Origin of the sequence: Undibacterium sp. JH2W, assembly GCF_049340425.1 — a bacterium.
Lineage (GTDB): Bacteria > Pseudomonadota > Gammaproteobacteria > Burkholderiales > Burkholderiaceae_D > Undibacterium.
Genome location: NZ_JBMPOT010000001.1, coordinates 501,433 through 525,145 on the forward strand (window position 1 = coordinate 501,433; position 23,713 = coordinate 525,145).

Below are 23,713 nucleotides of genomic sequence, written 5' to 3' on the forward strand. Positions count from 1 at the left end.
GCAGACTCAGGCACTGGCCACGCTCACGTCGGCAGAAAATACATAGCCAGCACCGCGCACGGTCTTGATCAGGGTAGGCTGCTTGCTGTCATCTTTGAGCAGCAGGCGCAGACGGCTGATCTGTACATCGAGTGAGCGGTCCAGCGGACCGGCATCGCGGCCACGGGTTTCTTCTGACAGCACATTGCGGTCCAGCACGTCACCTGGGTGTTCGACAAAATACTTCAGCAATTGATAGTCCAGCCCGGTCAGTGCTACCAGTTCACCAGTGTTGTCAGTGACCTTGCGCTCTACCAGGTCCAGGGTGAAACCCAGAAAACGATAGTAGCGCGGTGCTGCCCCCACATCAGCAGAGGCAGTGCGTCGCAAGATAGCCTTGATGCGTGCCAGCAGTTCACGTGGATTATAAGGCTTGGCGATATAGTCATCGGCCCCCAGCTCCAAACCGACGATGCGGTCAGTGTCGTCTGAACTGGCGGTCAGCATGATGATGGGGATGTTGGATTTTTGTCGCACCACCTTGCACAGGGCAAAGCCATCGGTATCCGGCAACATGACATCAAGTATCACCAGTGACAACTGGTTCATCTGGCTATTGAATTCGGCCACGAAGCTCTCACCATTGTGCGAGAGGGTGACTTCATACTGATTCTTTTCCAGATAGGTCTTCAGTAACACCCGGGTTTTCTGGTCATCGTCGACTATCAGTATTTTGCGTGTCATCTTTGTCTGCCTCACATTTTATGGAGTTTGTTTTTTATTATTGCCAAATGTCTTGTACATTGCCACCAGCCTGGCCTGGGTGTCGGCGGGGCTGACCGTGGCATCGATAAAGTATCTGTGTATCACGGCGATGATGGCGTCTTTGCTGGTTTCATCGGTCGCCATGCGGTGCACCAGGCTGGGGGCTTGTATAGCTGCTCCCTGGGCAAAGGCTGTCCATGAGGCGCGGGCACAACTATCCATGCGTGCCGGGTCGGCATCACGTCTCACTGATACCGAACCTTTGACAGCATTGTAGTCAGCCTGCACCGTAGGCGTGGCGACCAGACGTGCCAGTTTTTCTTGTGCGGCGATGCGTGAATAATCATTGGTGAACATGGAGAAAGTATCGACGCTATACAGGTGATACTTGCCAGTACCTGGCATGGCGGTGCAAGAGAACGCCTCGTCGGTGGCAAAACCGCCGTCATTCAGTTCACCCTTGACCCAGTCGCCGGTGATCATCATGGCTGCTTCGTTTTTTGAAAACTGTTTCACCACTTCTGTCCAGGGACGTTCATCGACAGGATTATTCATCCAGCTTTTCATCTGGCGCAAGCGTTCCAGCGCATGGCTGAAGCGCTTGTCCATGACAGCCTGGGCGTTTTGTTTGACGAATAATTCGCGGTGGTATTCAGGTCCACCCTCGGCCAATATCAGGTTTTCAAACAGGGTGGCAATTTGCCAGGGCTCACTGCTTTGTGCCAGTGGTATCACACCTGCGGCTTTCAATCTGGCTGCGACAGCGGCCAGCTCATCCCAGTTTTCTGGTGCTGAAAGTTTGAGTGTGCTGAATATTTTCTTGTTATAAAACAGGGTGTTAATGCGGTGTATGCCTAGCGGTGCCGCCACCACGTGTTTGCGATGCTGTATCAGGTTTTGTATGGTCGGGAAGAAACTGGTATTCCATTTATTGGCCGCAGCCACCTTGTCCAGCTCCAGCAGAAAGCCCAGGTCTGCCCATTCGCGTATCGAGACACCAATAATTTGCGTGACCTCGGGCGCATCATTGGCTAGCACGCGGCTCTTCAATACTTTGCCCGCACCTATTCCCGCACCGCCGGGTATGCCTGCATCGCGCCAGGTGATACCTTCATCTGCCATGCGTGCAGCCAGCAGGCTGGCTGCCTTGCGTTCACTGGCAGAGGTCCACCAGTGCAAGACTTGCAGCGTGCTGTCAGACTGCGGGGTAGCTGCATGGATTTTCCCTGTGCAAAACGCCATGCACAAAACCCCAAGCGCCGCCGCCCTGGCAAAGCGCCAGGCAGGTGATGATGCAGCGACATGATGGGTGGGTGAAATCAAAGGAATTTTTCCGGGCGGGTTATTGCAACAGGGAAATCACGCTTTTTTGGATTGATAGCAAATATCAGGCCGGATGCATATTACCAAAGGGGGCAGCTTTCTGGTAGGCATTGTTCTTTTGTGTTCAAGTAGAAATTGTAGGTTGGGCTACGCTTTATCAGCCCAACACTGGGCATCAACAAACGTATACGTCATTTAAACGCTGAGTGTTGGGCTGGTGAACCGTAGCCCAATCTACGAACTGTCTTCGTTGCTGCGGTGTAGTCGGGGTTTCAGACAATACATTTTCTGCCGACGGAACGAACCTCCCTTGCAAGGGAGGTTTCCTTGGCGATAGGTATAGTTGGGGTTTCGGACAACATGTTGTCCGCCAACGTAACGAACCTCTCTTGCAAGAGAGGTTTCCTAAGGCGATAGCCTTGCTGGGACAATTTTGCGTAAGCCCTTGCTTTGTGTACACAGTGCTTTGCAGAGTTGTTGTTTTCAAGAGATAAAAGCGATGGAAAGCGTAGGTTGGGCTATGCTTTATCAGCCCAACACTGGGCATAAACAAACGTATACGTCATTTAAATGCCGAGTGTTGGGCTGGTGAACCGTAGCCCAACCTACAGGATTTACCTCGCGCAGCATTTTGATCAATCTCTTTTCCTCACCACCACCTTCTCCAGCAAATCAAACCCCCATTGCGTCAACAAAGCCAAAGCCGCGGCAGGCAAGGCGCCCGCCAGCAACATCTGGTTATCATTCAAGGCCAAGCCTATGGTGATGCGTTCACCGTAACCTCCGGCACCGATGAAGGCGGCTATGGTTGCCGTGCCTACACTCATGACGGCCGCTGTCTTCACGCCCGCCAGTATCATGGGCAGGGCCAGCGGCAAATCTATATTCAGTAATCGGTCTCGCGAGGACAAACCCAAAGCCTGCGCCGCCAGGCGTAATCCGGCAGCTACTTGCAGCAGACCTACGCAGGTATTGCGGACGATGGGTAGCAGGGCATATAGCGACAGGGTGATCAGGGCCGGGGCAAAACCTATCCTGCCCAGCACAGGGATCAACATCGCCAGCAAGGCCAGTGAGGGTATGGTTTGCAAAATGCCGACGGTGGCCATGACGACTTCACGCAAGCGCGGCGCAAAGGCGGCGATGATGCCCAGCGGTATGCCAACCATGCAAGCCAGCGCAACCGACAGTAATACCAGTGTCAGATGCTGCCAGGTCAGTTTCAAAAAATCTGCACCAAATAATTTATACATGAAACCTGTGCGTTCAACACTTACTGGAGATTTGGCGACAAACTGCTGTGCCGCCTGGGCAAAGCTCAAACCATCAATTTCCACGGCAGCATTCATGGCTATCATTTGCGCATTGTCTATCTTGCCTTCCAGTTTCTGTATGGCTGCCCAGGCCTGCGGGAAGCGGACAGATACGTCCAGTCGGTATAGCAGGACGGCATCATAACGTGGAAAATAATTGCTATCATCCACCAGCACGCGCAAGCCTAGTTGTTTGATCTTGGCATCGGTGGAATAAATATCGATGACATCTATCTGCTTTGCAGTCAGGGCTTCATAAGCGATGCCATGATCCAGCCCGCTGGCTGGTTGCGGCAAGTGATAGCGTTTGACCAGGCCTGGCCAGCCATCGGCACGGCCTAGAAATTCATGCGAGAGCCCAAAGCGTAATGCAGTTTTTTTCGCCAGATCAGTCAGCGACTTGATATCCCCAGCATCAGGCCGTATCGCCAGCGCATAGGTATTATTAAAACCCAGAGGCACAGCAACTCCCAGACCTTGTTTAGCCAGTTCAGCCTGCATCTCCTGCATGCTGATGGCACTCTCATGTTTCAGTATCTCGGTATTGATGGTACCCATGTATTCTGGATAGACATCGATGCTGCCATTCTTGAGTGCATTGAAGACGATGGCGGTATTGCCCAGACCTTGCTGGTGGAGTGCAGGGTTATGGGTGGCGGCAGTTTGCGTCAGAATCTCGCCCAGCACATAGGATTCAGTAAAGCGCTTGGAACCGACTTTGAGCGTATCAGCGGCTTGTGCCTGTACTGCAACACTGCCTAGTAATAACAGTGTTAACGCTAAAGAAAAAAGGTATTGCAGCTTGCACCAGATCAGCATGGGTTTGCGCTCCGCTAAATTGTGATCGAAACTGCGATGGGTTATTTACCTTGTATTCTACATGGCGTTTGCAATTGTCCAATTCCGTCCTGATTCTGGCGGAACTGCTGCTATTCCTGTATCTGACGCTGGCCTACACTTATTACTTTAAGACCTCTCACCACAGAGGTTTTGATATTCAGTGGTTTGAAATAAGGAGTGCTTATGTCAAAAATGGAATCTGCGCAAATACCGATACAGGGAATCAGTTTTAGCAAAAAACAGGACATGCATGCCGATGATCCACTCAATGACTTTAGTGCACGCGAGATCACACTCAATGGAGTCAGCAAGCGTGTCTATGTCAGTGGTACAGGTCCAGCCGTCATCGTCATGACTGAGATGCCGGGCATCAGTCCGCATGTGGCACGTTTTGCACGCTGGGTACGTGATGCAGGTTTTACTTTGTATATGCCTTCCCTGTTTGGGCGCGACGGCGTGGTGGTATCGGCAGAAGAAGGTGCTGCTGTATTCCAGAAAGCCTGTCTCAGTGCAGAATTTCGCGCCTTTGCTGGCAAAGGTAGCAGTCCTGTCACGCTATGGTTAAGAGCACTGGCAAGGCTGGCGCATGAAGAATCTGGTGGACCTGGTGTGGGTGCGATAGGCATGTGCTTCACTGGTAATTTTGCCTTGTCCATGATGCTGGAACCAGTGGTACTTGCGCCGGTAGTGTCGCAGCCATCCTTGCCTATGGATGATCCCGCAGGCATGGGCATAGAAGCTGCTGACTTGCAAGTCGTGCGTCAAAGGCTGGAAGCAGAAGACCTGACTATCATGGCTTATCGTTTTGCTGGCGATGCATTTTGCCGCGCCCAGCGCTTTGCGGCATTTTCAGAAGCTTTGGGTGAGCGCTTTGTCGGCAAGGTATTGCCAGACAGCGCTGCCAATCAGGATACCGCGCCTTTCTTTAAACGCTATGTGACGACGCCGCATAGCGTGGTAACGGCGCATCTGATCGATGAGGCAGGCCAGCCTACTGTCGCCGCACGGGATGAAATCCTGGCTTTCTTTGCTCATCGCTTGAAACAGGCGTAAAAAAAATGCCTGGACCGGAATCCAGGCATTTGCATCGACGCGGTTTTCAGTTTACTTCTTGAACGCCGTCACAGCAGCGCGGCCAATAGCTGGATCATCGGTAAAGAAACCATCTATGCCTGCTTTCAGATAAGCCGTGATTTCGGCGATGGAATCACCACGTTGCGTCAATGAAGCAGGATCACCCTGGCGCATGCTGGGTGGCAGGAAAGGATTTTCCGGACGCAGTGTCCAGGTATGGACTTTCAAACCGGCAGCGTGAGCATCGGTGACAAAGCTGGTGGCTGCACCCAGCTCATTCTTTGCATCACGCGGGATGATGACTTCCTTGTAGGGGGATACCGCATCTGCATATTGGGCGATTTCTTTCAAGCCAGCAGGTTTGATGAGATCAGCATAAGTGCGGTTGCTGCCAGCAGCGACAAAGTCATAAGGTGCATTGCGTGGTACGCCATTGACAGGCGGGTTGAGCGGATTATCGACCAGTTGCACCAGGCGCATCTCTGTCATGCCGCGCAATTCTTTCAGGTTGGCCACTTCAAAAGACTGGATGAAGACAGCGGCATTTTTGCCCTTGTAACCATTTGCCACCAATACATCGACCAGGCGCTTTTCCAGAGGCAGGCCTATGGCTTTGAAATAGGTAGGATGCTTGGTTTCTGGATAGATACCAATGACGCGATTTTTGTCTTTGGCCTGCTGCTTGACCAGGTCGATGATTTCTTGCAGTGTCGGTATTTCAAACTGTCCATCAAAAGCTGCGTTGGCAGGACGGTTAGCCGGGATGCGTTCCTTGGCGCGTATGGTTTTCAATTCTGCCAGGGTAAAATCTTCTGTGAACCAGCCGGTGACGGGGATGCCATCTATGGTCTTGGTGGTTTTACGGCCAGCGAATTGTGGCAGCGTTGAGACATTGGTCGTACCGGAAATTTCATTTTCATGGCGGGCCACCAGTATGCCATCCTTGGTCGCTACCAGGTCAGGTTCAACAATATCGGCACCGTCATCTATCGCTCTTTGATAAGAAGCCAGGGTATGTTCAGGGCGCCAGGCAGATGCTCCCCTGTGGCCGGTTACTGTAGGCAAGGGTGGCCAGGAAAGGCCAGGGTTTTGCAAATCAACCGGCTCGCTGCTATTGCCGCCGCAGGCACTTATACTGATTGTAGCAAAGGCTGCGCATAGCAAGCGGGCAGTGTTTTTTGGCAAATGTTTCATCAAATTATTCCTCAATCTGTGTTCTTGCCAGCATGATGGCGATGGCAGGAATGTAATGTTGAAGAATGACCAGATCATGACTTGAAAGAAATATTTCAAGCAAGCTTTGAGCGCCTTTATCCTGTAGGAGCGGCTTTAGGCGCGATTCCTTGCCAGGCTCTGAAATGATGGACACGGAAAGCGTTCGCGGCTGAAGCCGCTATTACGCAATGCAAAAGCAATGCAAAAATATTTACATGCTGCTGTAAAAGGTTTTATCAACGAAAAGCAGTTTTTCATTCGTCAGCACATGGATTGCTTCCACTGCCAGTGCTTTTGCTGTTGGTATATCCTGTACCGCAATGCTGTTATCAAGCACAGCTTCAATTTCTCTCTGCTCATCTTTGGTTCTGGCAGAAAACGCATCTACCATGAAGACGAACTGTCTTTTTTCCAGCAATAAGAGATACCAGTAATAACCCTCGCGCATTGCACAGGTAGTGCTGATCAACTGCACACACAATAATTGTCGCTCTTCATCCACTACCCACAAGGCCTCGGGCGAAGGGCGGCGTTGCAGCTCTATGCCCTGGAAGTCAAGCTTGATGAATTCGGCTTCTGTCAGTTGTCGTTTGATGAGTGTCATAGGCGTCCTGAACTTGGTGTGCTCCATTAAAGCATAAAAGCGGCATTGAATATCAATGCCGCTTTCACTTTTGATCTGACTCAGGATGTCAGTACTGAATTACGCAGCCTGCAGGCTAGGGTAATCGGTATAACCTTTTGCACCTGGCGTGTAGAAGGTCGCTGCATCAGGCGCATTTAAAGCTGCACCTTGTTTGATACGTGCAGGCAGATCAGGGTTGGCCAGGAAGCTGGTGCCAAATGCGACTGCATCCAGTGTGGAGTTGCTGATGGCTTGTGTTGCTTCGTCAGCGTTGTAACCCATATTGCCGATCAGGACACCTTTGTAATTGTCACGTGCAACCGTCAAGACATCACCAGTTTGTGCCTGGAAGAAGTCAGAACGCATCAGGTGCAGGTACGCCAGATTGAATTCATTCAGACGTGTCGTCAGGTAAGCAATCGACGCCAGCGCATCGCTGTCTTTCATGCTGTTATAGCTGTTGATAGGGGACAGGCGCAGACCAACTTTATCCGAACCGATAGCAGCACTGACGGCAGTCAATACTTCAAACAAAAAGCGTGCGCGGTTCTCGATGGAACCACCATAGTTGTCAGTACGCGTATTAGCGCTGTCACGCAGGAACTGGTCTATCAGGTAACCATTCGCGCCATGTACTTCTACACCATCAAAGCCGGCAGCAATCGCATTTTTTGCACCTTGTGCATAAGCAGCAACCAGGGCAGGGATTTCATTGAGACGCAATTCACGTGGCACTGCATTCGGGATTTTTCCGTTCGGTGTATGGACTTCACCATCAATCGCGATGGCACTAGGGCCGACGTTTTCTACGCCATTATTGAATGCCGGAACCGCAGCGCGGCCAGCGTGCCAGATTTGCATGAAAATCTTGCCGCCTTTGGCATGTACAGCTTCAGTCACGAGCTTCCATGCAGCGATTTGTTCTGCATTGTAGATGCCAGGTTCAGAATAGAAGGCCGAGGTATTTTCAGCCACCATCGTGCACTCAGTCACGATCAGGCCTGCGCTGGCGCGCTGGCTATAGTATTCCGCCATCAGGGCGTTGGGCATGTGGCCTGCATCAGCACGCGCACGTGTCAAAGGGGCCATCAGGATACGATTGGCGAGGGAAACAGAACCGGTTTGCAGAGGATTGAATAACATTTCTTAATTCCTTAATTTGGGCTAATAGAGCATGTGTACAGCGTGTGGGGCAGCAAAAAAAACTGGGGAAAACTTAAGCCTGGTAAGCAAACTCAGAACTCCATGTGTAGCCAATCCAGGGTACTTCAAGATAAAAATTAGACTGGTCGTCTAGAAAAAACTCGTAACAATAAATGCTTTGTCATCATGTCAGTACAAGTAATTATGTTTTTAGTACGGCAAGGCAGCGCAACAAGGCCGGATTAATTGTCATCGACCTCTACAGCTTGAGCATCTTGCGGGTGGCTAACATCGCACTTTCCAGTGCACTCATATCACGCCGCATCTTGCTTAACAAGCCCGCACCCAGCCACATCTGGTACAGGGTCAATGCACAATGGTCTGCATCCAGATCGGCAGGCAGCGAACCATCAATAATACCTTCGCGCATGCAATCCGCCAGTTTGGCAATAATACTGTCCGTACCACGTTGCAAAGTGATACGCATGGCTTCAGACAAATCCGATACCTCGCCGCCGAGTTTGGTCGCCAGACACTGGCATTGCACACCCTCACCCGGACGCTCAGGCAACCAGCCCTGCCAGTAACGCATGAGACGCTTGGCTGCTGGTATGTCCTGGTTTTTCAATACCTGATCAACCGCTGTCAGATAACCAGCAAAATAATCTTCCAGCAAGGCTTCGCCAAATAACTCCTTGGACTTGAAATAATGATAAAACGAGCCCTTGGGCACTGCTGCTGCCTTTAACACTTCATTCAAGCCAACCACCGAAAAGCCTTTGCCCAGGATAATGGGCTTGGCTGTATCGAGGATGTGTTGCCTGACATCGGCGCGTGGAGTGTTCATGCTTGGGATTCTAAAATAAATTAGACCAGTCGTCTAGTAATTTGTTTTGAGAGAAGCAATTGAGCGTTGACGGCTATAAAGGGTGGCGTTTGGCAAGTTTTTGAGGTAGGTGTGATAAGCCGCTTATGTTAAGCACGTATATTCAGTCAGTGGCAAACGCCGCTAGGCTCCAGCCTGCGCTGGAGCGACGGAGTGGGAGCTGGTCGCTTTGCAGTTAGTCTTAGTTATCAAAATAAGGACACTCCTGGTTTTCCTCGTAATCTCAAAATCGTCGCTCCAGCGCAGGCTGGAGCCTAGTGTCGTTCCTTGATCTATATACAGGGGAAATTTGGCACGGGCATTGAAAATATCATGCTGCATGGATAATACTAACAAAGCTAATTCAGCCCATGCCCTCTCACCCCCCAAAAAACTCCGCATGTATCGCCTGCAAAGCCAGCTTCCTGTCCTCTTGCTGCACTAGCATATACGCCGCCACCTCGCTGGCCCCCGCAGCCGCCAGGCAGACATGCACGCCAGCCGCAATCGCTGCTGACAAGGCACGGCTGGCGATTGCACCACCCACGTCAGATGCTTCCAGCACGCCGTCACCCACCACCGCAACGATGGCCACGTCGGCATTACGGGATACTTCCACCACACCGGCCAGGTGATGCTCTACCAGTGCCGCATAGCCAGCATCGAGATGATCGCGGGATACCAGGATATTGATGGCAGTCTGTGCCGTCAGTACGCTCTTGATGTTGATGCCCTTGGCATCCAGGGTTTGGGTCACCTGTGCCAGGATGCCGGGCTTGAAGCCTACGCCAGGGCCATGTAATTTCAATATCGCCACATCTTCTGTCGAGGTGACACTCTTCACCACATCACGCGTCACCTTGCGCTGCGCATTGATGACGGTATATGGTTGCAGGCCCCGCTCAGGGCGGGTGATGTTCAAGATACGGATAGGGATATTCTGGTCAAACAAAGGCTCCACCGTGCGCGGATGCAAAATCTTGGCACCAAAGTAAGACAGCTCTGCGGCTTCCAGATAATTCAATTGCGTAATCGTATGTGGCTTGCTCACCGTGCCAGGGTCAGCACTGAGGAAACCATCGACATCCTTCCATACATCCAGCGATTCTGCACCTATGCAACAGGCAATCGATGCGGCTGAATAGTCTGAGCCGCCACGGCCGAACAAGGTGGCCTTGCCATCACGGTCTACGCCATAAAAACCCGGTACGACGATGACTTCATTGCCTTCCAGCGCCCTCGATACGGCTGGCGCACTGGCATCGAAATCGCAGGCCGCATTGCCAAACACACCATCGGTAATCAAGCCTATGTCTTCTGGCAAGGCTTCACGCGCCCGTATGCCATGGCTCAGCAAGACTTCGGTCAGCAACAGGCTGGACAGGCGTTCGCCATAACTGAGGATGGCATCATTCACAAAAGTGGGTACGTCGCCTATGCAGTGTATGCCGGTCAGATAACGGTCGAGCTGGTTCAGGCGCACAGACAGAGCCTGCTCTATACGGGCACGGTGAGTGGGAGCGCTGATATTGGCTTCCAGTATCTGCTTCTTCAGGGCGCGCAGGTTTTGCGTGTAATCCTTGCTTTCCGCCAGTGCCGCGGCGGTCCCCGCACCTTGCTTGGCTGCTTGCACGCAGGCAATCAAGGCATTGGTAATGCCATAAAAAGCCGATACCACCAGCACCAGGGGTTGTTGATAGCTTTGCACCACATTGACGACGCGGCTGATATCTTCAGGCTGGCGCAGATTGGAGCCACCAAATTTCACGACGATTTTTTTCATTGAGTTTCCAGGGCAGGGATGGCAGGTCAAAGACATTTCACCAAAAAAGAGAAATGAACTATATCGTATGCGACAAGGTTAAAGCAGCACTGCGATCAGGTCAACGCAAGTGCTCTGGTCTGCCTAAAAAACTAGCGGCAAAACACCTTTGTATTCCTGCATTTGATCTGCCACTTTGCCCGTATAGTCTTAGCATCGCCCGTACTATGACCCTGTCTCATCATGAAAAAATGCCTAGCCCCGGATCACCCGCACTGCACGCACTGGGTGGCAGAGGGTGAAACCGTGTGCGCGGCGGGCCATCCGCAAAGGCCCGGTCCGCAAAGACTGGAATTACTGCATGCCTCTGCAGGCAGCCTGATGCAAAACCGCGAGGCGACCGCGCCCGCCAGCTTGCATTTACACTTCAGTGGTTATGATCCACGTGCTGCAGGCGGCCGACAAACCATCAGGCTGGAATTGCGTGGCATGCTGCCACTTGAAGTCAGCATCATAGAAGTGCAATTGCGTTCCGATCTTATTGCTAGTACAGCATCAAAGCAGCGCTTTCAGCGCACGGTGTCCGGTCTGTGGCAACCCTTGCTGCTCAGTTTTTCTTCCAAAAATAAAGAGCATGGACAATATCCGCTGGAAGTTGTCTTGTCGCATGAACAAGCATCCAGGGCCAGGCGTAAATGGTTGTGCACCAGTGTCATCTTCGTCCCCAGGGCGGATGCATCACTGACAGAAATTCATAGCGTTTTTCTGGCCGCGCAAAAGAATGTCAGGGTAGTGGCAGAAGACGGTGCCATTGCGACATTGAGCGGACTGGGCCAGTCCAATGGCTATGCACAAGGCAATATGAATATAGAAATCAATGCCAGGGATGCCTCCATTGCCAAACTGGAAATGCGCCCGCCCACAGGTAAATATGAAAGTGCCATGGGCACCATAGCCTGGGATGAAGAACTCATAGAAGTCGCTGCCGGACCCGAAACAACAGATATAGTTGCACCAGCCAGGTCATCTGTAGCCCAGACTGCAAAGATGGCGACGGCAGTGCCAGCAATAAAGATAGCAACTAAGACAGCAACAGCCAGCCTGATAGCTGCCCAGTCCCGGATACGACTCTTTGCCCTCGATGAATGGGTGCTGGGTCGCATGGAAGAAAAGCCCCAGGCCGATATCCTGCTCAGCCATCATGCCCACCACGCAGCAGAAAATGCCAGACTGACGCGACGTATCAGCGCCCGCCATGCCATCATCCGCAGAAAAGGGGAGGATGCAGAAATCATCGATACATCACGCTATGGCACTTTGCTCGATGGCATCAGCATGGAAAAAGACCAGGCATATGCTTTACGCCTCGGCATGCAAATCGAATTCTGTGCCAGCGTCAGAGGCATAGTCAGATTACAAGTCATGGCGATATTGCCGCATCTCATTATTCTGGCTGGTGTGAGTGGTGGGCCAGGTACTGAATTGCTGTATTTGATGAAGCCTGATACCAGGCCCGAAACCATGCTTGATCCTAAGCCAGAATCTGAACTCAAGCCACTTTCAATCATGCCTATGTTGTTTCATAATCAAGGTCAAATTTGGCACAGGGACATGCTGACTTTGCAAGATACCCGACTGGGCATGCATACGGAAATGAAGGGGCTTGCTCAGTTGCCTTCGGCTTGTCGCTATGCCAGCCTGCCATATGCGGATATTGGAGGCTAAAAAATACGATGAGATGTTCATGCCATTGAAAACTTTTGTTAATACTGGCGAGTGACAAACAATAGTATTTCTCAGTGCTCCCTCTGTGCTTCCATGACTCTGTGCTGAGAGGTCTTGCCTTTTCATTACAAACCACGATCTGGCCCCAAAACCTCCTTCTGTTCCAGAGTTCCAAATCCACCCCTGGTGCTAAGATTTTGCTCAGGTGCAAAACAAGTCCCCGCACCGCAGCGATAGAAGGAGTCTCGCATGTTCAGCATCTTTGGCAGTTCCAAACTCAAATGTCCCCAGTGCGACCATCACAATATACAAGATGCAGTGTATTGCACGCATTGCGGCCTCATGCTGAGCAGCCCCAGGCACGAGACTGTCTTGCGCCAGAAACGCTGGTTGCCTAAAGAGAATGAAGTCGCCATGTATTTTGGCGTGCGCCCGCTCAGCAGCATTGCCGGGCAAGACTTGCAGATTCCTGTCAACGCTCGCGCCTATGTGGTGCAGGAAGGGCATTTCGTAGAATTGCTCACAGGTGATTACATCAAGCAGGATATTTCCAGCCAGCTGCTGGGTTTGCAAACGGACAAGGCGGCAGAAATCCTGCTGACCCGTCTCAATCCATTTGCCTTGCTGTTTTCTTTTGATGATTTGCACACTGCAGAATTCCTGGCGATTGCTGCCAAGTTTGTCATCAGCATCAAGATCGCTGATGTGCCTGCATTTGCCAAACACTTCATGCATGCCCCTGGCATCATCACTTGCCAGCAGTTGCAACAATTGCTGGAACCCATGGTGCGCCAGATCGCGGTGGAGTTTCTGGGCGCGCAATCCCTGCGTGAGCTGCAAGACAATGTGCAACTGCGCCTGCAACTGGATGAACGCCTGCTGTCTACCCTCAACCAGGCCATGGATCAATACGGTTTTGTAGCAACCCAGGCCGTGACCCGCGAACTGCGCCATGACAAGCTGACTGACGACCGTGAAAAACTCAGCGAAAAAATAGCCAGCCTGCATCTGGTCATCGATGGCCAGCGCGCCCAGCTGGAACAAAGCAAACTCGTCGATGCGCTTTACACCAATACCGAGTGGCAGAAGATCGCCAGACAAGAAGAACAAATCCGCCTGCGTTATCGCCACGAAGAAATGCGCCAGCAATTTGGCAAAGACCTGAGCTGGCTATATATGCAAGGCCAGGTAGAAAATGCCAAGAAACGCCTGAGCCGTGCCAAGTTGCACCAGGATGAAAACGAGCGGCTGCAAGTCATCCGCGCCCGTGAGCTGGAACTGTATGGCCGCATCGTCGAAGCAGGCAGCCGCAAGCTGGCGTTGGAACGAGGTGCAGGCGATACCATCCGGGAACTGGAACACAGCCTCAAGCAAAAAACTGAACAGCGCCAGAATGAGGCCGACCAGTGGCTGCACATACGCACCATGGCGCGCATCAAGATGCGCTCAGAGTCAGAAATCACCCAGTTGCAGGCCAAAGAAGCCGCGCAGCTGATGCAACAAAAAATCCAGCATCAGCTGCAAAAATTTCAATTCGAACATGAGAGCGCCCAAGCCAGCCTGATCGCCGACCAGGAGCAGCAAAAAGCCCAGGCAGAATTGCTGCGCCAAAAGCAAAGCCTGTTGGCGCGCCGCGAACAGGAACTGGAAGATGAAGAACAAAAAAGCCGCCTGATACTCATCAGCATAGAAGCCGAAGCCAGGGCCAGAGAATTCCAGCGCATGCAAGCCTGGGAAGAGGAATTACAGCAACAGCGCAAACGTGGCATGCAGCGCGAAGATAGCCTCCATGATGTCGAGACCGAGTTCAAACTCAGCCAGGTACAGGAAAAAATCCAGGCCATCAGGCGCAGTGATGAGCAAGCCGATGCGATAGCTCAACATGAAAAATTGCTGGGTACCCTGAAAGCCCATGCCCTGTTTGAACAGCAGACCCAGCAGCAACAGCACCAGGCCACACTCGCCAGCGTCGAAGTGGAAACCCTGAGGCAGCAACTCAAACAGCAAGATGATGAGCGTCGCTGGAAAAAAGAATTGCAAGAGGCAGAAGCCGAGCGTGCCGATAAATTTGCCAGGCTCAGTCTGGAACGGGAGCAGCGTCAGGCAGAGCAGGCCCATGATGCCCTGCTGGCCCGTATCGCCATAGAACGCATGAACGCCATCGCCAACTTCAGCGAAACCGGCAAGATCGCCACTGCCGACCCGGCCAATGCACTGGCCCTGGCCGAGATCGCCAAAGTGCAGGCGCAAGCCAGCCTGACGGCAGAACAAATCCTTGCCATGCAAGCAGGTAGTTCTGAGCATGCTGCGCAAGCCATGAGTGCCATGGCCAGCAAGCAGCAAGGCCTGAGCTGGGAACAAACCGTCAAGATGCTGCAAGAGCGCATACAGGATGAGCGCGGGCAAAGAGAGGCTGACCAGCAAAGACGTCATGAGCTGGACCTGAGCATGGCGCAAAACATGGGTAACCGCGTCGCACCAGTTGCGCAAGCTGGCAGAAAATAAGCAGGCAACCAGAACAGAAAATGCAGCAAGAATTTATCTTACCTACCCTCAGCAAGTCCAGGAAAACAAGTCATCACCATGCAAACGCCGTTACAAAAAATTCGTGAATTGCGCGCATTGCTGGATGAGGGCTTGCTTGCCGAAGATGAATTCAATCAGCGCAAGAATGCCATACTTGATACAGAGCTGGCGCCGGTGATTGCCAGGCAGGGTAAGCAAGGTAAACCAGACCATGAGCAAGGCACCGACCTGGGTTTTCTAGCCGGGCAAGAAGTAGGTGGCTTGTCGAAGCGCTATCGCCTTGAGAAGCTGTTAGGGCAGGGCGGCATGGGCCAGGTCTGGCAAGCCAGCGACCTGGCAACCCAGGCAGAACTGGGCCATAGTGAAATGGTGGCACTCAAGATCTTGCCACCGCAACTGACACAAAGCGCCCTGCACGCCCGCTTGCTGGTAGAAGAAGCATCACTGGTACGCAAGCTGGCGCACGAGCATATCGTCAGGGTCTATGACTGGGCGCGTGATCCTGCCACCAGCAGTTATTTCATCATCATGGAATACCTGGATGGGCAAGATCTCGAGGCTTACCTGACCAGGCACACCCGCTGCACCCTCAAGCAAGTGCTGGACATGCTCAGCCCGGTGGCCGATGCACTGGACTATGCCTGGGCCAAACACAAACTTGTACATCGCGATTTAAAGCCGAGCAACCTCTTGCTGACGCACACTGGTGAAACCAAGCTGCTGGACTTTGGCATCTCTGCCCGCTTGCGCAGCCATACCCAGGCTGGCCTGATCTCGACCAGCATGACACCCTCACGTTCACCCTATGCCGGCACGGCGGGTTATCGTGCACCAGAGGCCGGTAGCCACCAGCATAGCCCCGCACTCGATGTATATGCAGTAGCCGTCATGATTTACCAGATGCTGGAAGCAAGCATGCCCTTTGGCGAATATCGCCATCCGCAGCAGCAACCCATACCAGCAACGGCACTCAATGCTGCGCAATGGCAAGTCTTGCAAAGTGGTTTTGCTATCCAGCCAGACCAGCGCCCCGCCAGCGTGCGAGCCCTGTTGCAGACCCTGCAGGCTGCAGGCAAGTCGGTGGCCAATGCCCCTCAAGCCAAAGCCCCGGGTCATGGCAAACCAGCGCCTGAGTTCAAGCTGTCCCCCATAGAAGCTGCGGCCCGCCAGCGTGCAGAGCAAAGACGGCAACGCAAGGAACTGGAAAAGCAAAGACGCGAACAAGCCAGCGCTGCCTTGCATGCACTCATCGCCAGGCAAAACCGCCTGCGTGCCATAGAAGATGCCCAGCGTCGCCAAAAAGAAGAACAGATCAGGCAATACAAAGAACAGCAGGAACAACAACGCTTGCAAGAAGACGCCATCACTGCCATGGCACAAGCAGATGCCCCCAGCGATGTCAGCATCACCTGGGAAGAAGCGCAACGCTACCTGGCTGCGATCAGCCGTAATACCGGACCAGAAAACGGGCAAGTGCCAGGCATTGCCGCCCAGTGATACTCAAACAGTTGGGAAGCAGGGTGTGCCATCCAAGAGACTGCCACACCCCGGCATCAGTGACTATGTGCCATGCCAATTACTTAGTTTTTCACCGCAGCCAGAATCGCCTCTGCCACAGCTTTAGGCTGAGATAGCATAGGCACATGGCTGGTTGGCAGTGTCGTAGTGACAGCATTGATCTTTTTCGCAAACGCAGCCTGCAGACCTGGGTCTATCATGCGGTCCTTGCTGGCGATGATGTAATGATTAGGCTTGTTTTTCCATGCAGCGAAACTCACAGGTTCACCAAATACCTTGGCAGGCAACAGGCCTTGCGTGGTGGCCAGTACAGCAGTTTTTTCTTTGGGAACGTCTTGCGCAAAATTAGCCGCATATGACTCTGGTGATAATTCCATATTGCCATTGGCATCCGGTTTCAGGGTCGCAATGCCTGGAGGTACAGGATAATCCTTACCCAGGCCACCCAGGGCTTCACCTTCAGATGGCGCAAAGGCAGCCACATACACCAGCGCCTTGATCTTGTCGCTGACACCCGCCTGTGTAATCACTGCACCGCCCCATGAATGCCCAACCAACACTACCTTGCCAGTCTGTGCATCCACTACACGCTGCACTGCGGCCACATCATCTGCCAGTGAGGACAGCGGGTTTTGCACAGCGATGACTTTCACCCCTTTAGCCTGCAGGTAAGGCGTCACCTGGTTCCAGCTGGAACCGTCAGCGAAAGCGCCGTGTACCAGGACTACCGTAGTGTCATTGCTGGAGGCGGCCAAGGCATGGCCTGGCAACATAGCAGCAGAGGACAGGGCAATAGGCAGGGTAGCAGACAGGGCAGCAGACAGGGCAGTAGATGAGATCAATGCAGTTTTACGGATGTTTTTCATGATGATGACTTTCAAAGAAAATTTAAAAACAGATAAATTAGTTAGCGCGCTAAGTATTTGAATGGCATTTCCCGCTTCCTGCGCTTTGCCATGTTGCGAATAATAGCGTGCTAATAATTAGCACGCAAGTTAATTTTTTAAATTCTTCTTGCGGCTTGCTATAAATTTAATTGTCGAGGTGACTACTCAGCTTGTCCAGGCCAGCCATGAGTTGTTTGAAATCAGCCAATTGCAAGTTGCAGGCAGCCGCAATTTGCTGGCTGATACGGACACCGGCTGCACGCAGTTTATTGCCCGCATCCGTCAGCGTCAGTACCCGGTTACGCTCATCTTTGGGGTCGCGGTTGCGCAAGAGATAACCTTCTGCTTCCAGCCGTTTGACCACAGGCGTGATAGAACCAGAGTCCTGCCCCAGGCGCGTGGCCAGATCACGTATCCCCAAACCTTCTTCTTCCCACAACACCACCATGACCAGGTATTGCGGATAAGTCAGATTCAACTCAGCCAGCAAGGGCTTGTACAACTGCGTCATCTTCAATGACGTGGAGTACAGGTTGAAACACAGATGGTCTGCGAGCAGGGGCGGTTTGCGGGTGGTCATTTGGTAAAGGCTTCTTTGGAAGAGGTTAGCGTAACGTAATTTGGGATCAGTCGCAAATATGACGGCGTTGGCGGGTTTGTAGGTTGGGCCGGGCCTCGCTAGGCTACGCTTCACCAGCCCAACACTGGGCTTCAATAAACGTATACGTTATTTAACGCCGAGTGTTGGGCTGATAAGGCGTAGCCCAACCTACGATGCATGCAACAAATATCGCTACTATCCCCCCACCAACTCTCGCATCCGCACATGCAATTCATCCTCCCATTCCACCTTCAACTGCTGCTTGGCACGCAGATAATGGTCGGTGAACAGATCCAGATACATCTCCAGCGCCTGCGCAGCCGCAGTCTCACCCGCTAGCCCCAGGCACAGGGCGGCGACTTCGGAGGTACACAAGTGATCATCCCGCCGTGAACGGCGCAGGCGGTAACGTGAGAGCTGTTCCGGCAACAGGCTTAGTACCGGAAATTGCGCCAGATAAGGGCTTTTCTTGAATATCTTGCGTGCTTCTGGCCAGGTAGCATCCAGCAAAATGAACAACGGACGTTTGTTACCATTCGGCTCTGCACCTACAGGCGGCAATCCTGTAATCACCCGCTCAGGTGCCACAAACTCACCCGGGAAAACCACATAAGGCTGCCATTGCGGGTCAGCCAGCACCGCCAGCAAGGCCGGGTCAACTTCGGTACGCGCCCAGCCAAAGGCCATGGTGTCTGGCACCACATCGGCAATCAGCCAGCCAGTGTTACTGGGTTTCAGCGTTTCATGCTCGGCCATCAGCAGGCACATACCGGCGCGGGTAGGCACGATAGGACGCAGTTCGCACAGGCAATGACTGAGGATTAACCTGCAACCGCCACAACGCTCACCCTTGGGGCCGCCACGCGCCAAAAATGGCCTGGTACTGCGCTCCAGACGTGATGAGCGCAAACGGGACACAGCATGCGGGGGATATGGCAATAGCGACGGCTTCATCAGGGGTATAAATCACGGGGTAGACAGGCTGGGCACCATGCATGTCTGTAAAAAACAAGGCAGGCGATATTCTGGAATTCTAAAGGATAGCGCAATGCGCGCTGATAGCCAGCGAACTAGCTAAAAGAAAAAGGTGCAAACCCATAGGCTGCACCTAGCTACATCTGCATGAAAGTAATCAGCGGTAAAACGCTTCAACAACGCCCTTGACCTTGATCATCAAAGGATTACCCTTGCGGTCACGTGCCTTGCCAGCAGCAACGCTGACCCAGCCTTCACTGATGCAATATTCTTCTACATCATTGCGCTCTTTGCCATTGAGCTTGATGCCTACATCGTGTTGAAACACTTCGGCGACATGATAAGGGCTGCGCGGATCAACCGACAGGCGATCCGGTAATGGGGGGTATTGTGTAGTATCGTTCATGGTCGTAATTATCCCTTAGAAGTGGTGGCGATTCAATGGCTCTCATGCATTGGTGTAAATAAGCTAATATTAAAAGCGCATTGCGCTGTATCGCTTTCAGATCAAAATACATCGCTCCGCCAATAATCTTGTCATAAACAAAGCCTTAAATGTAGTCGCCAATAGCCGTTTGCATAAAAAAGCGCATTTCGGGCTGGACGTTAATTGATAGTCAAAACAAATTAAATCGATAAATTAAATTAAGTATACCTATTACGTTTCCATCTCTACAATCGATCAGGTAGTAGAGCTCATCGCATCCTCTTGATGTAATGGGCTCGCGTGTCACTCAATCAAAGGAGATAAGAATGTCTAACGAAGCAAAATGCCCGTTCTCAGCTAGTGCCCGCGCCGCAGTGGCAGCTAGCCAAGCAAACGCAGACTGGTGGCCGAATCAATTAAACCTCAAGATATTGCACCAACACTCCCCGGCATCCAATCCGCTAGGCGAGGACTTCAACTACGCAGCAGCCTTCAAGACCCTGGATCTCGACGCAGTGATCCAGGACCTCAAAGCCCTGATGACAGACTCACAAGACTGGTGGCCAGCAGACTACGGCCATTATGGTCCTTTCTTCATACGCATGGCCTGGCATAGTGCAGGCACCTACCGCACTGCCGATGGCCGCGGTGGTGCAGGTGCTGGCGCACAACGCTTTGCACCGCTCAATAGCTGGCCAGACAATGGCAATCTCGACAAGGCTCGCCGCCTGCTGTGGCCCATCAAGCAAAAATATGGCAACAAACTGTCGTGGGCTGACCTGATGATTTTGGCTGGTAACGTCGCTCTCGATTCCATGGGCTTCAAGACCTTTGGCTTTGCCGGTGGCCGCCCCGACGTCTGGGAACCACAAGACGATATCTACTGGGGTTCAGAAGGCAAATGGCTCGATGACCAACGCTATACCGGCGACCGCGAACTCGAAAACCCCCTCGCTGCCGTACAAATGGGCCTGATCTACGTCAACCCTGAAGGCCCGAATGGCAAGCCAGACCCGCTGGCATCTGCCCGCGATATCCGCGAAACCTTCGCCCGCATGGCCATGAACGATGAAGAAACCGTCGCCCTCGTCGCTGGCGGCCACACCTTCGGCAAAGCCCACGGCGCAGGCGACCCCAGCCTGGTTGGCGCAGAACCAGAGGGCGGCAGCATAGAAGAACAAGGCCTGGGCTGGACCAACAGCTTTGGCAGCGGCATAGGCGTGCACACCACCACCAGCGGCATAGAAGGCGCATGGACACCCACGCCGACTAAATGGGATAACAGCTATTTCGAAACCCTGTTTGGCTACGAGTGGCAACTGACCAAGAGTCCAGCTGGCGCGCATCAATGGACGCCGACAGACCCAGTCGCCAAAACCACCGTGCCAGATGCGCATGACCCGTCCTTGCGTCACGCCCCCATGATGACCACGGCAGACCTGGCCCTGCGTGCTGATCCTGCCTATGAAAAAATCTCCCGCCGTTTCCTGCAAAACCCGCAAGAACTGGCAGACGCCTTCGCCCGAGCCTGGTTCAAACTGACGCACCGTGACATGGGCCCTGTTGCCCGTTACCTCGGCCCCTTGGTGCCAAAAGAAGTCCTGCTGTGGCAAGACCCTGTCCCGGCTGTAGACCATATTTTGGTGGATGACAAAGACATCGCTCACCTTAAAGCCAAGTTGCTGGCATCCGGCCTGTCGATTTCGCAACTGGTCAACACCGCCTGGACATCTGCCTCCACCTTCCGCGGCAGTGACAAGCGCGGCGGTGCCAACGGCGCACGCATACGCCTGGCTCCACAAAAAGACTGGGAAGCCAATCAACCGGCAGAACTGACCAAGGTAATCGCAAAACTCGAAGCCATACAGACAGAGTTCAATGCCGCGCAATCTGCTGGTAAAAAAATCTCGCTGGCGGACTTGATTGTCTTAGGTGGCAGCGCCGCCATCGAAGCTGCAGCAAAAAAAGCCGGGCAAAATATCAGCGTGCCATTTACTCCAGGCCGTACGGACGCCAGCCAGGAGCAAACAGATGTTGAATCTTTCAGCGTACTCGAACCCTTGGCAGACGGTTTCCGTAATTACCTGCGCAAAGGTCTCGAAGAATCAGCCGCAGCCCTGCTCATCGACAAGGCCCAGTTGCTGAACCTGAGCGCGCCAGAAATGACAGCTCTGGTAGGTGGCTTGCGCGCACTCGATGCCAGGAACGTACTCACCACACACGCCGAGACACTCAACAACGACTTCTTCATCAACCTGCTGGACATGAGAACCAAATGGCAAAAGTCCGGCACTGACGGCCAGCTCGAAGGTCGTGACAGAAAAACCGGTGAATTGAAATGGACAGCCAGCGTGGTCGATCTCGTCTTCGGCTCCAACTCACAACTGCGGGCACTGGCAGAAGTCTATGCCAGCTCCGATGCTCAGCAGGTTTTTGTGCGTGATTTTGTGGGAGCGTGGGTTAAGGTCATGAATGCGGACAGGTTTGATTTGTTGTGAGTCTTAATAATCAATATTCCTGCAGCATTGTTTGATGATAAGTATTCCCTCCCCTTCAAGGGGAGGCTTAGGGTGGGGATGGGTTTCTATTGCAATACGATCGCTGGTAAATTAGTCGTAGGTTGGGCTGCGGGTTACCAGCCCAACACTCGGCGTTTAAATGACGTATACGTTTTTTTGTACCTAGTGTTGAGCTGCTAAAACGCAGCCTAACGAGGCCCGACCCGCCTACGCTTTTAAACTGAGTTTCCTAGTCACACTTGTCAAAGACATTGCATCCTTATCAAACCCCGCCAGCCGCTTATACCGCAAAGAAATCGCCTCCAGCTCAACCTGCGCAATCACCTCATTCACATCCGAAAAACCTTGAGGTGCACGTTCTTCCGCCATCTGCATCACCTGCTCAGGCCCGTTCATGCGATTACGCAGTACGATGCCAGTAGTACGCGGCAAACGCTCCGCCTCATACTCACGCAGCGCATACAAAATACTTGCTTCGCCAACGAGACAGTCAGCAAGATAGCGAGCATCAAGTATCGCCTGCGCACTGCCGTTCGAGCCTATAGGATACATAGGATGGGCGGCATCACCCAGCAGCGTCACCCGCTCAAAAGTCCAGCGCGGCAAAGGGTCGCGATCCACCAGCGGGAATTCATACACCACTTCGGCCGCGGCTATCAGACCAGGGATATCTATCCAGCCCCAGTTCCAGCTATCAAAGGGCGTGCTGAAAGTAGCTTTATCTACTTTGCGGTTCCAGTCCGACGCTGGCAATTCACCGCCCGGCACACGCAACTCTGCAATCCAGTTAATCAGCGAACGCCCTTGCGCCCGCAATGGTTCAGAGATAGGGTAGCCAACAAATTTCTGGTCCTGATGCCCCGCCATGAACATACTGCGCCCATCCATATATGGCGCCGCCTCAGTCACTCCACGCCACAGCATGCGACCAGAAAAGCGCGGCTGGTCACCCTGCGGATACACAAAACGCCGCACTGCCGAATGTATGCCATCCGCACCGATCAGCAAATCAGACTCTACCAGCACGGCCTCTCTATCTGCCTGCCGGGTGAAAGTAGAAATCACCTTGTCAGCCACCTGCTCAAATGACGTAAATGCATGGCCCTGGTGAATATGCTCTACACCAAGGCGCTCTATCACATGCTGCAGCAAAGTCATCTGCAATTCACCACGGTGTATAGAATATTGCGGCCAGTCATACCCAGCAGCACGTCCCCGCGGTTCTTGCCAGATTTTTTGTCCCAACTTATTAAAATACGACAGCGATGAAGTCTCTATGCCGCGCTCAGCCAGGCAACTCTCCAGCCCTAACTGGCACAATTGCTGGCTGGCATGCGGCAATAGATTAATGCCCACACCCAGCGGTTTGATCTCCTTGACCGCTTCATAGACCTCAACATCGATTCCGCGCTCATGCAACATCAGTGCAAGCGTCAGGCCACCTATACCAGCACCTGCGATAACTACCTTCATGTCTTCCTCCTGCAATGGATGATGCCGCAAATCTTTGAGTAACGGCTTTATTGTTCTACTGTATAACAATTATCCGAAATAGCACAAGACTTGTTGCAATTCTCCATTAGTCTGGTTCTTGTATTCTGATAATGTGGTTTAGCTCATTTAAAATTGTC

The 23,713-nt window shown here is 52.7% G+C and carries 19 protein-coding genes; 5 read left to right on the top strand and 14 right to left on the bottom strand.

The window, feature by feature from the left end:
• Positions 1-6 precede the first annotated feature (6 nt).
• The 3 genes from ACO0LC_RS02160 to ACO0LC_RS02170 form a co-directional block, all read right to left on the bottom strand.
• Positions 7-723 carry a response regulator gene (locus ACO0LC_RS02160; RefSeq protein WP_423000141.1) on the bottom strand — a complete coding sequence of 239 codons (717 nt, stop codon included), beginning with the start codon at positions 721-723 and terminating at the stop codon, positions 7-9.
• A gap of 18 nt (positions 724-741) precedes the next feature.
• Positions 742-2,067, bottom strand: coding sequence for an ABC transporter substrate-binding protein (locus ACO0LC_RS02165; RefSeq protein ID WP_423000143.1), 1,326 nt, complete (start codon positions 2,065-2,067; stop codon positions 742-744).
• 635 nt (positions 2,068-2,702) lie between these two features.
• Positions 2,703-4,199, bottom strand: coding sequence for a glycine betaine ABC transporter substrate-binding protein (locus ACO0LC_RS02170; protein WP_423000145.1), 1,497 nt, complete (start codon positions 4,197-4,199; stop codon positions 2,703-2,705).
• Between the two features lie 267 nt (positions 4,200-4,466).
• On the opposite strand from ACO0LC_RS02170, the gene ACO0LC_RS02175 reads away from it, so the two are divergent.
• Complete coding sequence (locus ACO0LC_RS02175) at positions 4,467-5,273, top strand: dienelactone hydrolase family protein (protein ID WP_423000213.1); 807 nt, start codon at positions 4,467-4,469, stop codon at positions 5,271-5,273.
• Between the two features lie 51 nt (positions 5,274-5,324).
• Here ACO0LC_RS02175 and ACO0LC_RS02180 read toward each other — a convergent pair whose 3' ends face one another.
• The 6 genes from ACO0LC_RS02180 to ACO0LC_RS02205 form a co-directional block, all read right to left on the bottom strand.
• The gene (locus ACO0LC_RS02180; protein ID WP_423000147.1) at positions 5,325-6,488 is read right to left on the bottom strand and encodes a glycerophosphodiester phosphodiesterase; all 1,164 of its coding nucleotides are present in this window, start codon (positions 6,486-6,488) and stop codon (positions 5,325-5,327) included.
• A gap of 4 nt (positions 6,489-6,492) precedes the next feature.
• Positions 6,493-6,663, bottom strand: a complete 171-nt coding sequence (locus ACO0LC_RS02185; RefSeq protein ID WP_423000149.1) for a hypothetical protein — start codon at positions 6,661-6,663, stop codon at positions 6,493-6,495.
• A 57-nt stretch (positions 6,664-6,720) separates the two neighbouring features.
• On the bottom strand, positions 6,721-7,113 hold the full coding sequence (locus tag ACO0LC_RS02190) for a hypothetical protein (protein WP_423000151.1): 393 nt from the start codon (positions 7,111-7,113) through the stop codon (positions 6,721-6,723).
• A gap of 99 nt (positions 7,114-7,212) precedes the next feature.
• Entirely contained in the window at positions 7,213-8,277 is a 1,065-nt protein-coding gene (locus ACO0LC_RS02195) for an alkene reductase (RefSeq protein ID WP_423000153.1), read from the bottom strand.
• Between the two features lie 259 nt (positions 8,278-8,536).
• Positions 8,537-9,124 carry a TetR/AcrR family transcriptional regulator gene (locus ACO0LC_RS02200; protein ID WP_423000155.1) on the bottom strand — a complete coding sequence of 196 codons (588 nt, stop codon included), beginning with the start codon at positions 9,122-9,124 and terminating at the stop codon, positions 8,537-8,539.
• Between the two features lie 397 nt (positions 9,125-9,521).
• Positions 9,522-10,925 carry an aspartate kinase gene (locus ACO0LC_RS02205; protein WP_423000157.1) on the bottom strand — a complete coding sequence of 468 codons (1,404 nt, stop codon included), beginning with the start codon at positions 10,923-10,925 and terminating at the stop codon, positions 9,522-9,524.
• 222 nt (positions 10,926-11,147) lie between these two features.
• On the opposite strand from ACO0LC_RS02205, the gene ACO0LC_RS02210 reads away from it, so the two are divergent.
• From ACO0LC_RS02210 to ACO0LC_RS02220, 3 genes are all read left to right on the top strand, one after another.
• Complete coding sequence (locus ACO0LC_RS02210; RefSeq protein ID WP_423000159.1) at positions 11,148-12,629, top strand: FHA domain-containing protein; 1,482 nt, start codon at positions 11,148-11,150, stop codon at positions 12,627-12,629.
• 249 nt (positions 12,630-12,878) lie between these two features.
• A complete protein-coding gene (locus ACO0LC_RS02215) occupies positions 12,879-15,134 on the top strand; it encodes a hypothetical protein (protein WP_423000161.1) in 2,256 nt (751 codons plus the stop codon).
• 78 nt (positions 15,135-15,212) lie between these two features.
• Complete coding sequence (locus ACO0LC_RS02220) at positions 15,213-16,652, top strand: protein kinase domain-containing protein (protein ID WP_423000163.1); 1,440 nt, start codon at positions 15,213-15,215, stop codon at positions 16,650-16,652.
• Positions 16,653-16,735: 83 nt separating this feature from the next.
• Here the strand turns inward: ACO0LC_RS02220 and ACO0LC_RS02225 are convergent, their stop codons facing one another.
• The 4 genes from ACO0LC_RS02225 to ACO0LC_RS02240 form a co-directional block, all read right to left on the bottom strand.
• Complete coding sequence (locus ACO0LC_RS02225) at positions 16,736-17,539, bottom strand: alpha/beta fold hydrolase (RefSeq protein ID WP_423000165.1); 804 nt, start codon at positions 17,537-17,539, stop codon at positions 16,736-16,738.
• A 166-nt stretch (positions 17,540-17,705) separates the two neighbouring features.
• Positions 17,706-18,140 (bottom strand): MarR family winged helix-turn-helix transcriptional regulator, encoded by a 435-nt coding sequence (locus ACO0LC_RS02230; RefSeq protein ID WP_423000167.1) that lies wholly within the window; start codon positions 18,138-18,140, stop codon positions 17,706-17,708.
• A 216-nt stretch (positions 18,141-18,356) separates the two neighbouring features.
• Positions 18,357-19,115, bottom strand: a complete 759-nt coding sequence (locus ACO0LC_RS02235; RefSeq protein ID WP_423000169.1) for a tRNA-uridine aminocarboxypropyltransferase — start codon at positions 19,113-19,115, stop codon at positions 18,357-18,359.
• Between the two features lie 178 nt (positions 19,116-19,293).
• Positions 19,294-19,542: a DUF3297 family protein gene (locus tag ACO0LC_RS02240; RefSeq protein ID WP_423000171.1), complete on the bottom strand. Its 249-nt coding sequence runs from the start codon at positions 19,540-19,542 to the stop codon at positions 19,294-19,296.
• Between the two features lie 347 nt (positions 19,543-19,889).
• On the opposite strand from ACO0LC_RS02240, the gene katG reads away from it, so the two are divergent.
• On the top strand, positions 19,890-22,061 hold the full coding sequence (gene katG / locus ACO0LC_RS02245) for a catalase/peroxidase HPI (RefSeq protein ID WP_423000173.1): 2,172 nt from the start codon (positions 19,890-19,892) through the stop codon (positions 22,059-22,061).
• 228 nt (positions 22,062-22,289) lie between these two features.
• Here katG and ACO0LC_RS02250 read toward each other — a convergent pair whose 3' ends face one another.
• Positions 22,290-23,555: a flavin-dependent oxidoreductase gene (locus ACO0LC_RS02250; RefSeq protein WP_423000175.1), complete on the bottom strand. Its 1,266-nt coding sequence runs from the start codon at positions 23,553-23,555 to the stop codon at positions 22,290-22,292.
• Between the last annotated feature and the right edge of the window lie 158 nt (positions 23,556-23,713).

Coding starts and splice junctions, on each gene's coding strand:
- ACO0LC_RS02180 (WP_423000147.1), bottom strand. CDS start 6,488: ATGAAACATTTGCCAAAAAACACTGCCCGCTTGCTATGCGCAGCCTTT.
- ACO0LC_RS02250 (WP_423000175.1), bottom strand. CDS start 23,555: ATGAAGGTAGTTATCGCAGGTGCTGGTATAGGTGGCCTGACGCTTGCA.
- ACO0LC_RS02235 (WP_423000169.1), bottom strand. CDS start 19,115: ATGAAGCCGTCGCTATTGCCATATCCCCCGCATGCTGTGTCCCGTTTG.
- ACO0LC_RS02160 (WP_423000141.1), bottom strand. CDS start 723: ATGACACGCAAAATACTGATAGTCGACGATGACCAGAAAACCCGGGTG.
- ACO0LC_RS02210 (WP_423000159.1), top strand. CDS start 11,148: ATGAAAAAATGCCTAGCCCCGGATCACCCGCACTGCACGCACTGGGTG.
- ACO0LC_RS02200 (WP_423000155.1), bottom strand. CDS start 9,124: ATGAACACTCCACGCGCCGATGTCAGGCAACACATCCTCGATACAGCC.
- ACO0LC_RS02205 (WP_423000157.1), bottom strand. CDS start 10,925: ATGAAAAAAATCGTCGTGAAATTTGGTGGCTCCAATCTGCGCCAGCCT.
- ACO0LC_RS02220 (WP_423000163.1), top strand. CDS start 15,213: ATGCAAACGCCGTTACAAAAAATTCGTGAATTGCGCGCATTGCTGGAT.
- ACO0LC_RS02190 (WP_423000151.1), bottom strand. CDS start 7,113: ATGACACTCATCAAACGACAACTGACAGAAGCCGAATTCATCAAGCTT.
- ACO0LC_RS02195 (WP_423000153.1), bottom strand. CDS start 8,277: ATGTTATTCAATCCTCTGCAAACCGGTTCTGTTTCCCTCGCCAATCGT.
- ACO0LC_RS02175 (WP_423000213.1), top strand. CDS start 4,467: ATGCATGCCGATGATCCACTCAATGACTTTAGTGCACGCGAGATCACA.
- ACO0LC_RS02215 (WP_423000161.1), top strand. CDS start 12,879: ATGTTCAGCATCTTTGGCAGTTCCAAACTCAAATGTCCCCAGTGCGAC.
- ACO0LC_RS02225 (WP_423000165.1), bottom strand. CDS start 17,539: ATGAAAAACATCCGTAAAACTGCATTGATCTCATCTACTGCCCTGTCT.
- ACO0LC_RS02170 (WP_423000145.1), bottom strand. CDS start 4,199: ATGCTGATCTGGTGCAAGCTGCAATACCTTTTTTCTTTAGCGTTAACA.
- ACO0LC_RS02230 (WP_423000167.1), bottom strand. CDS start 18,140: ATGACCACCCGCAAACCGCCCCTGCTCGCAGACCATCTGTGTTTCAAC.
- katG (WP_423000173.1), top strand. CDS start 19,890: ATGTCTAACGAAGCAAAATGCCCGTTCTCAGCTAGTGCCCGCGCCGCA.
- ACO0LC_RS02240 (WP_423000171.1), bottom strand. CDS start 19,542: ATGAACGATACTACACAATACCCCCCATTACCGGATCGCCTGTCGGTT.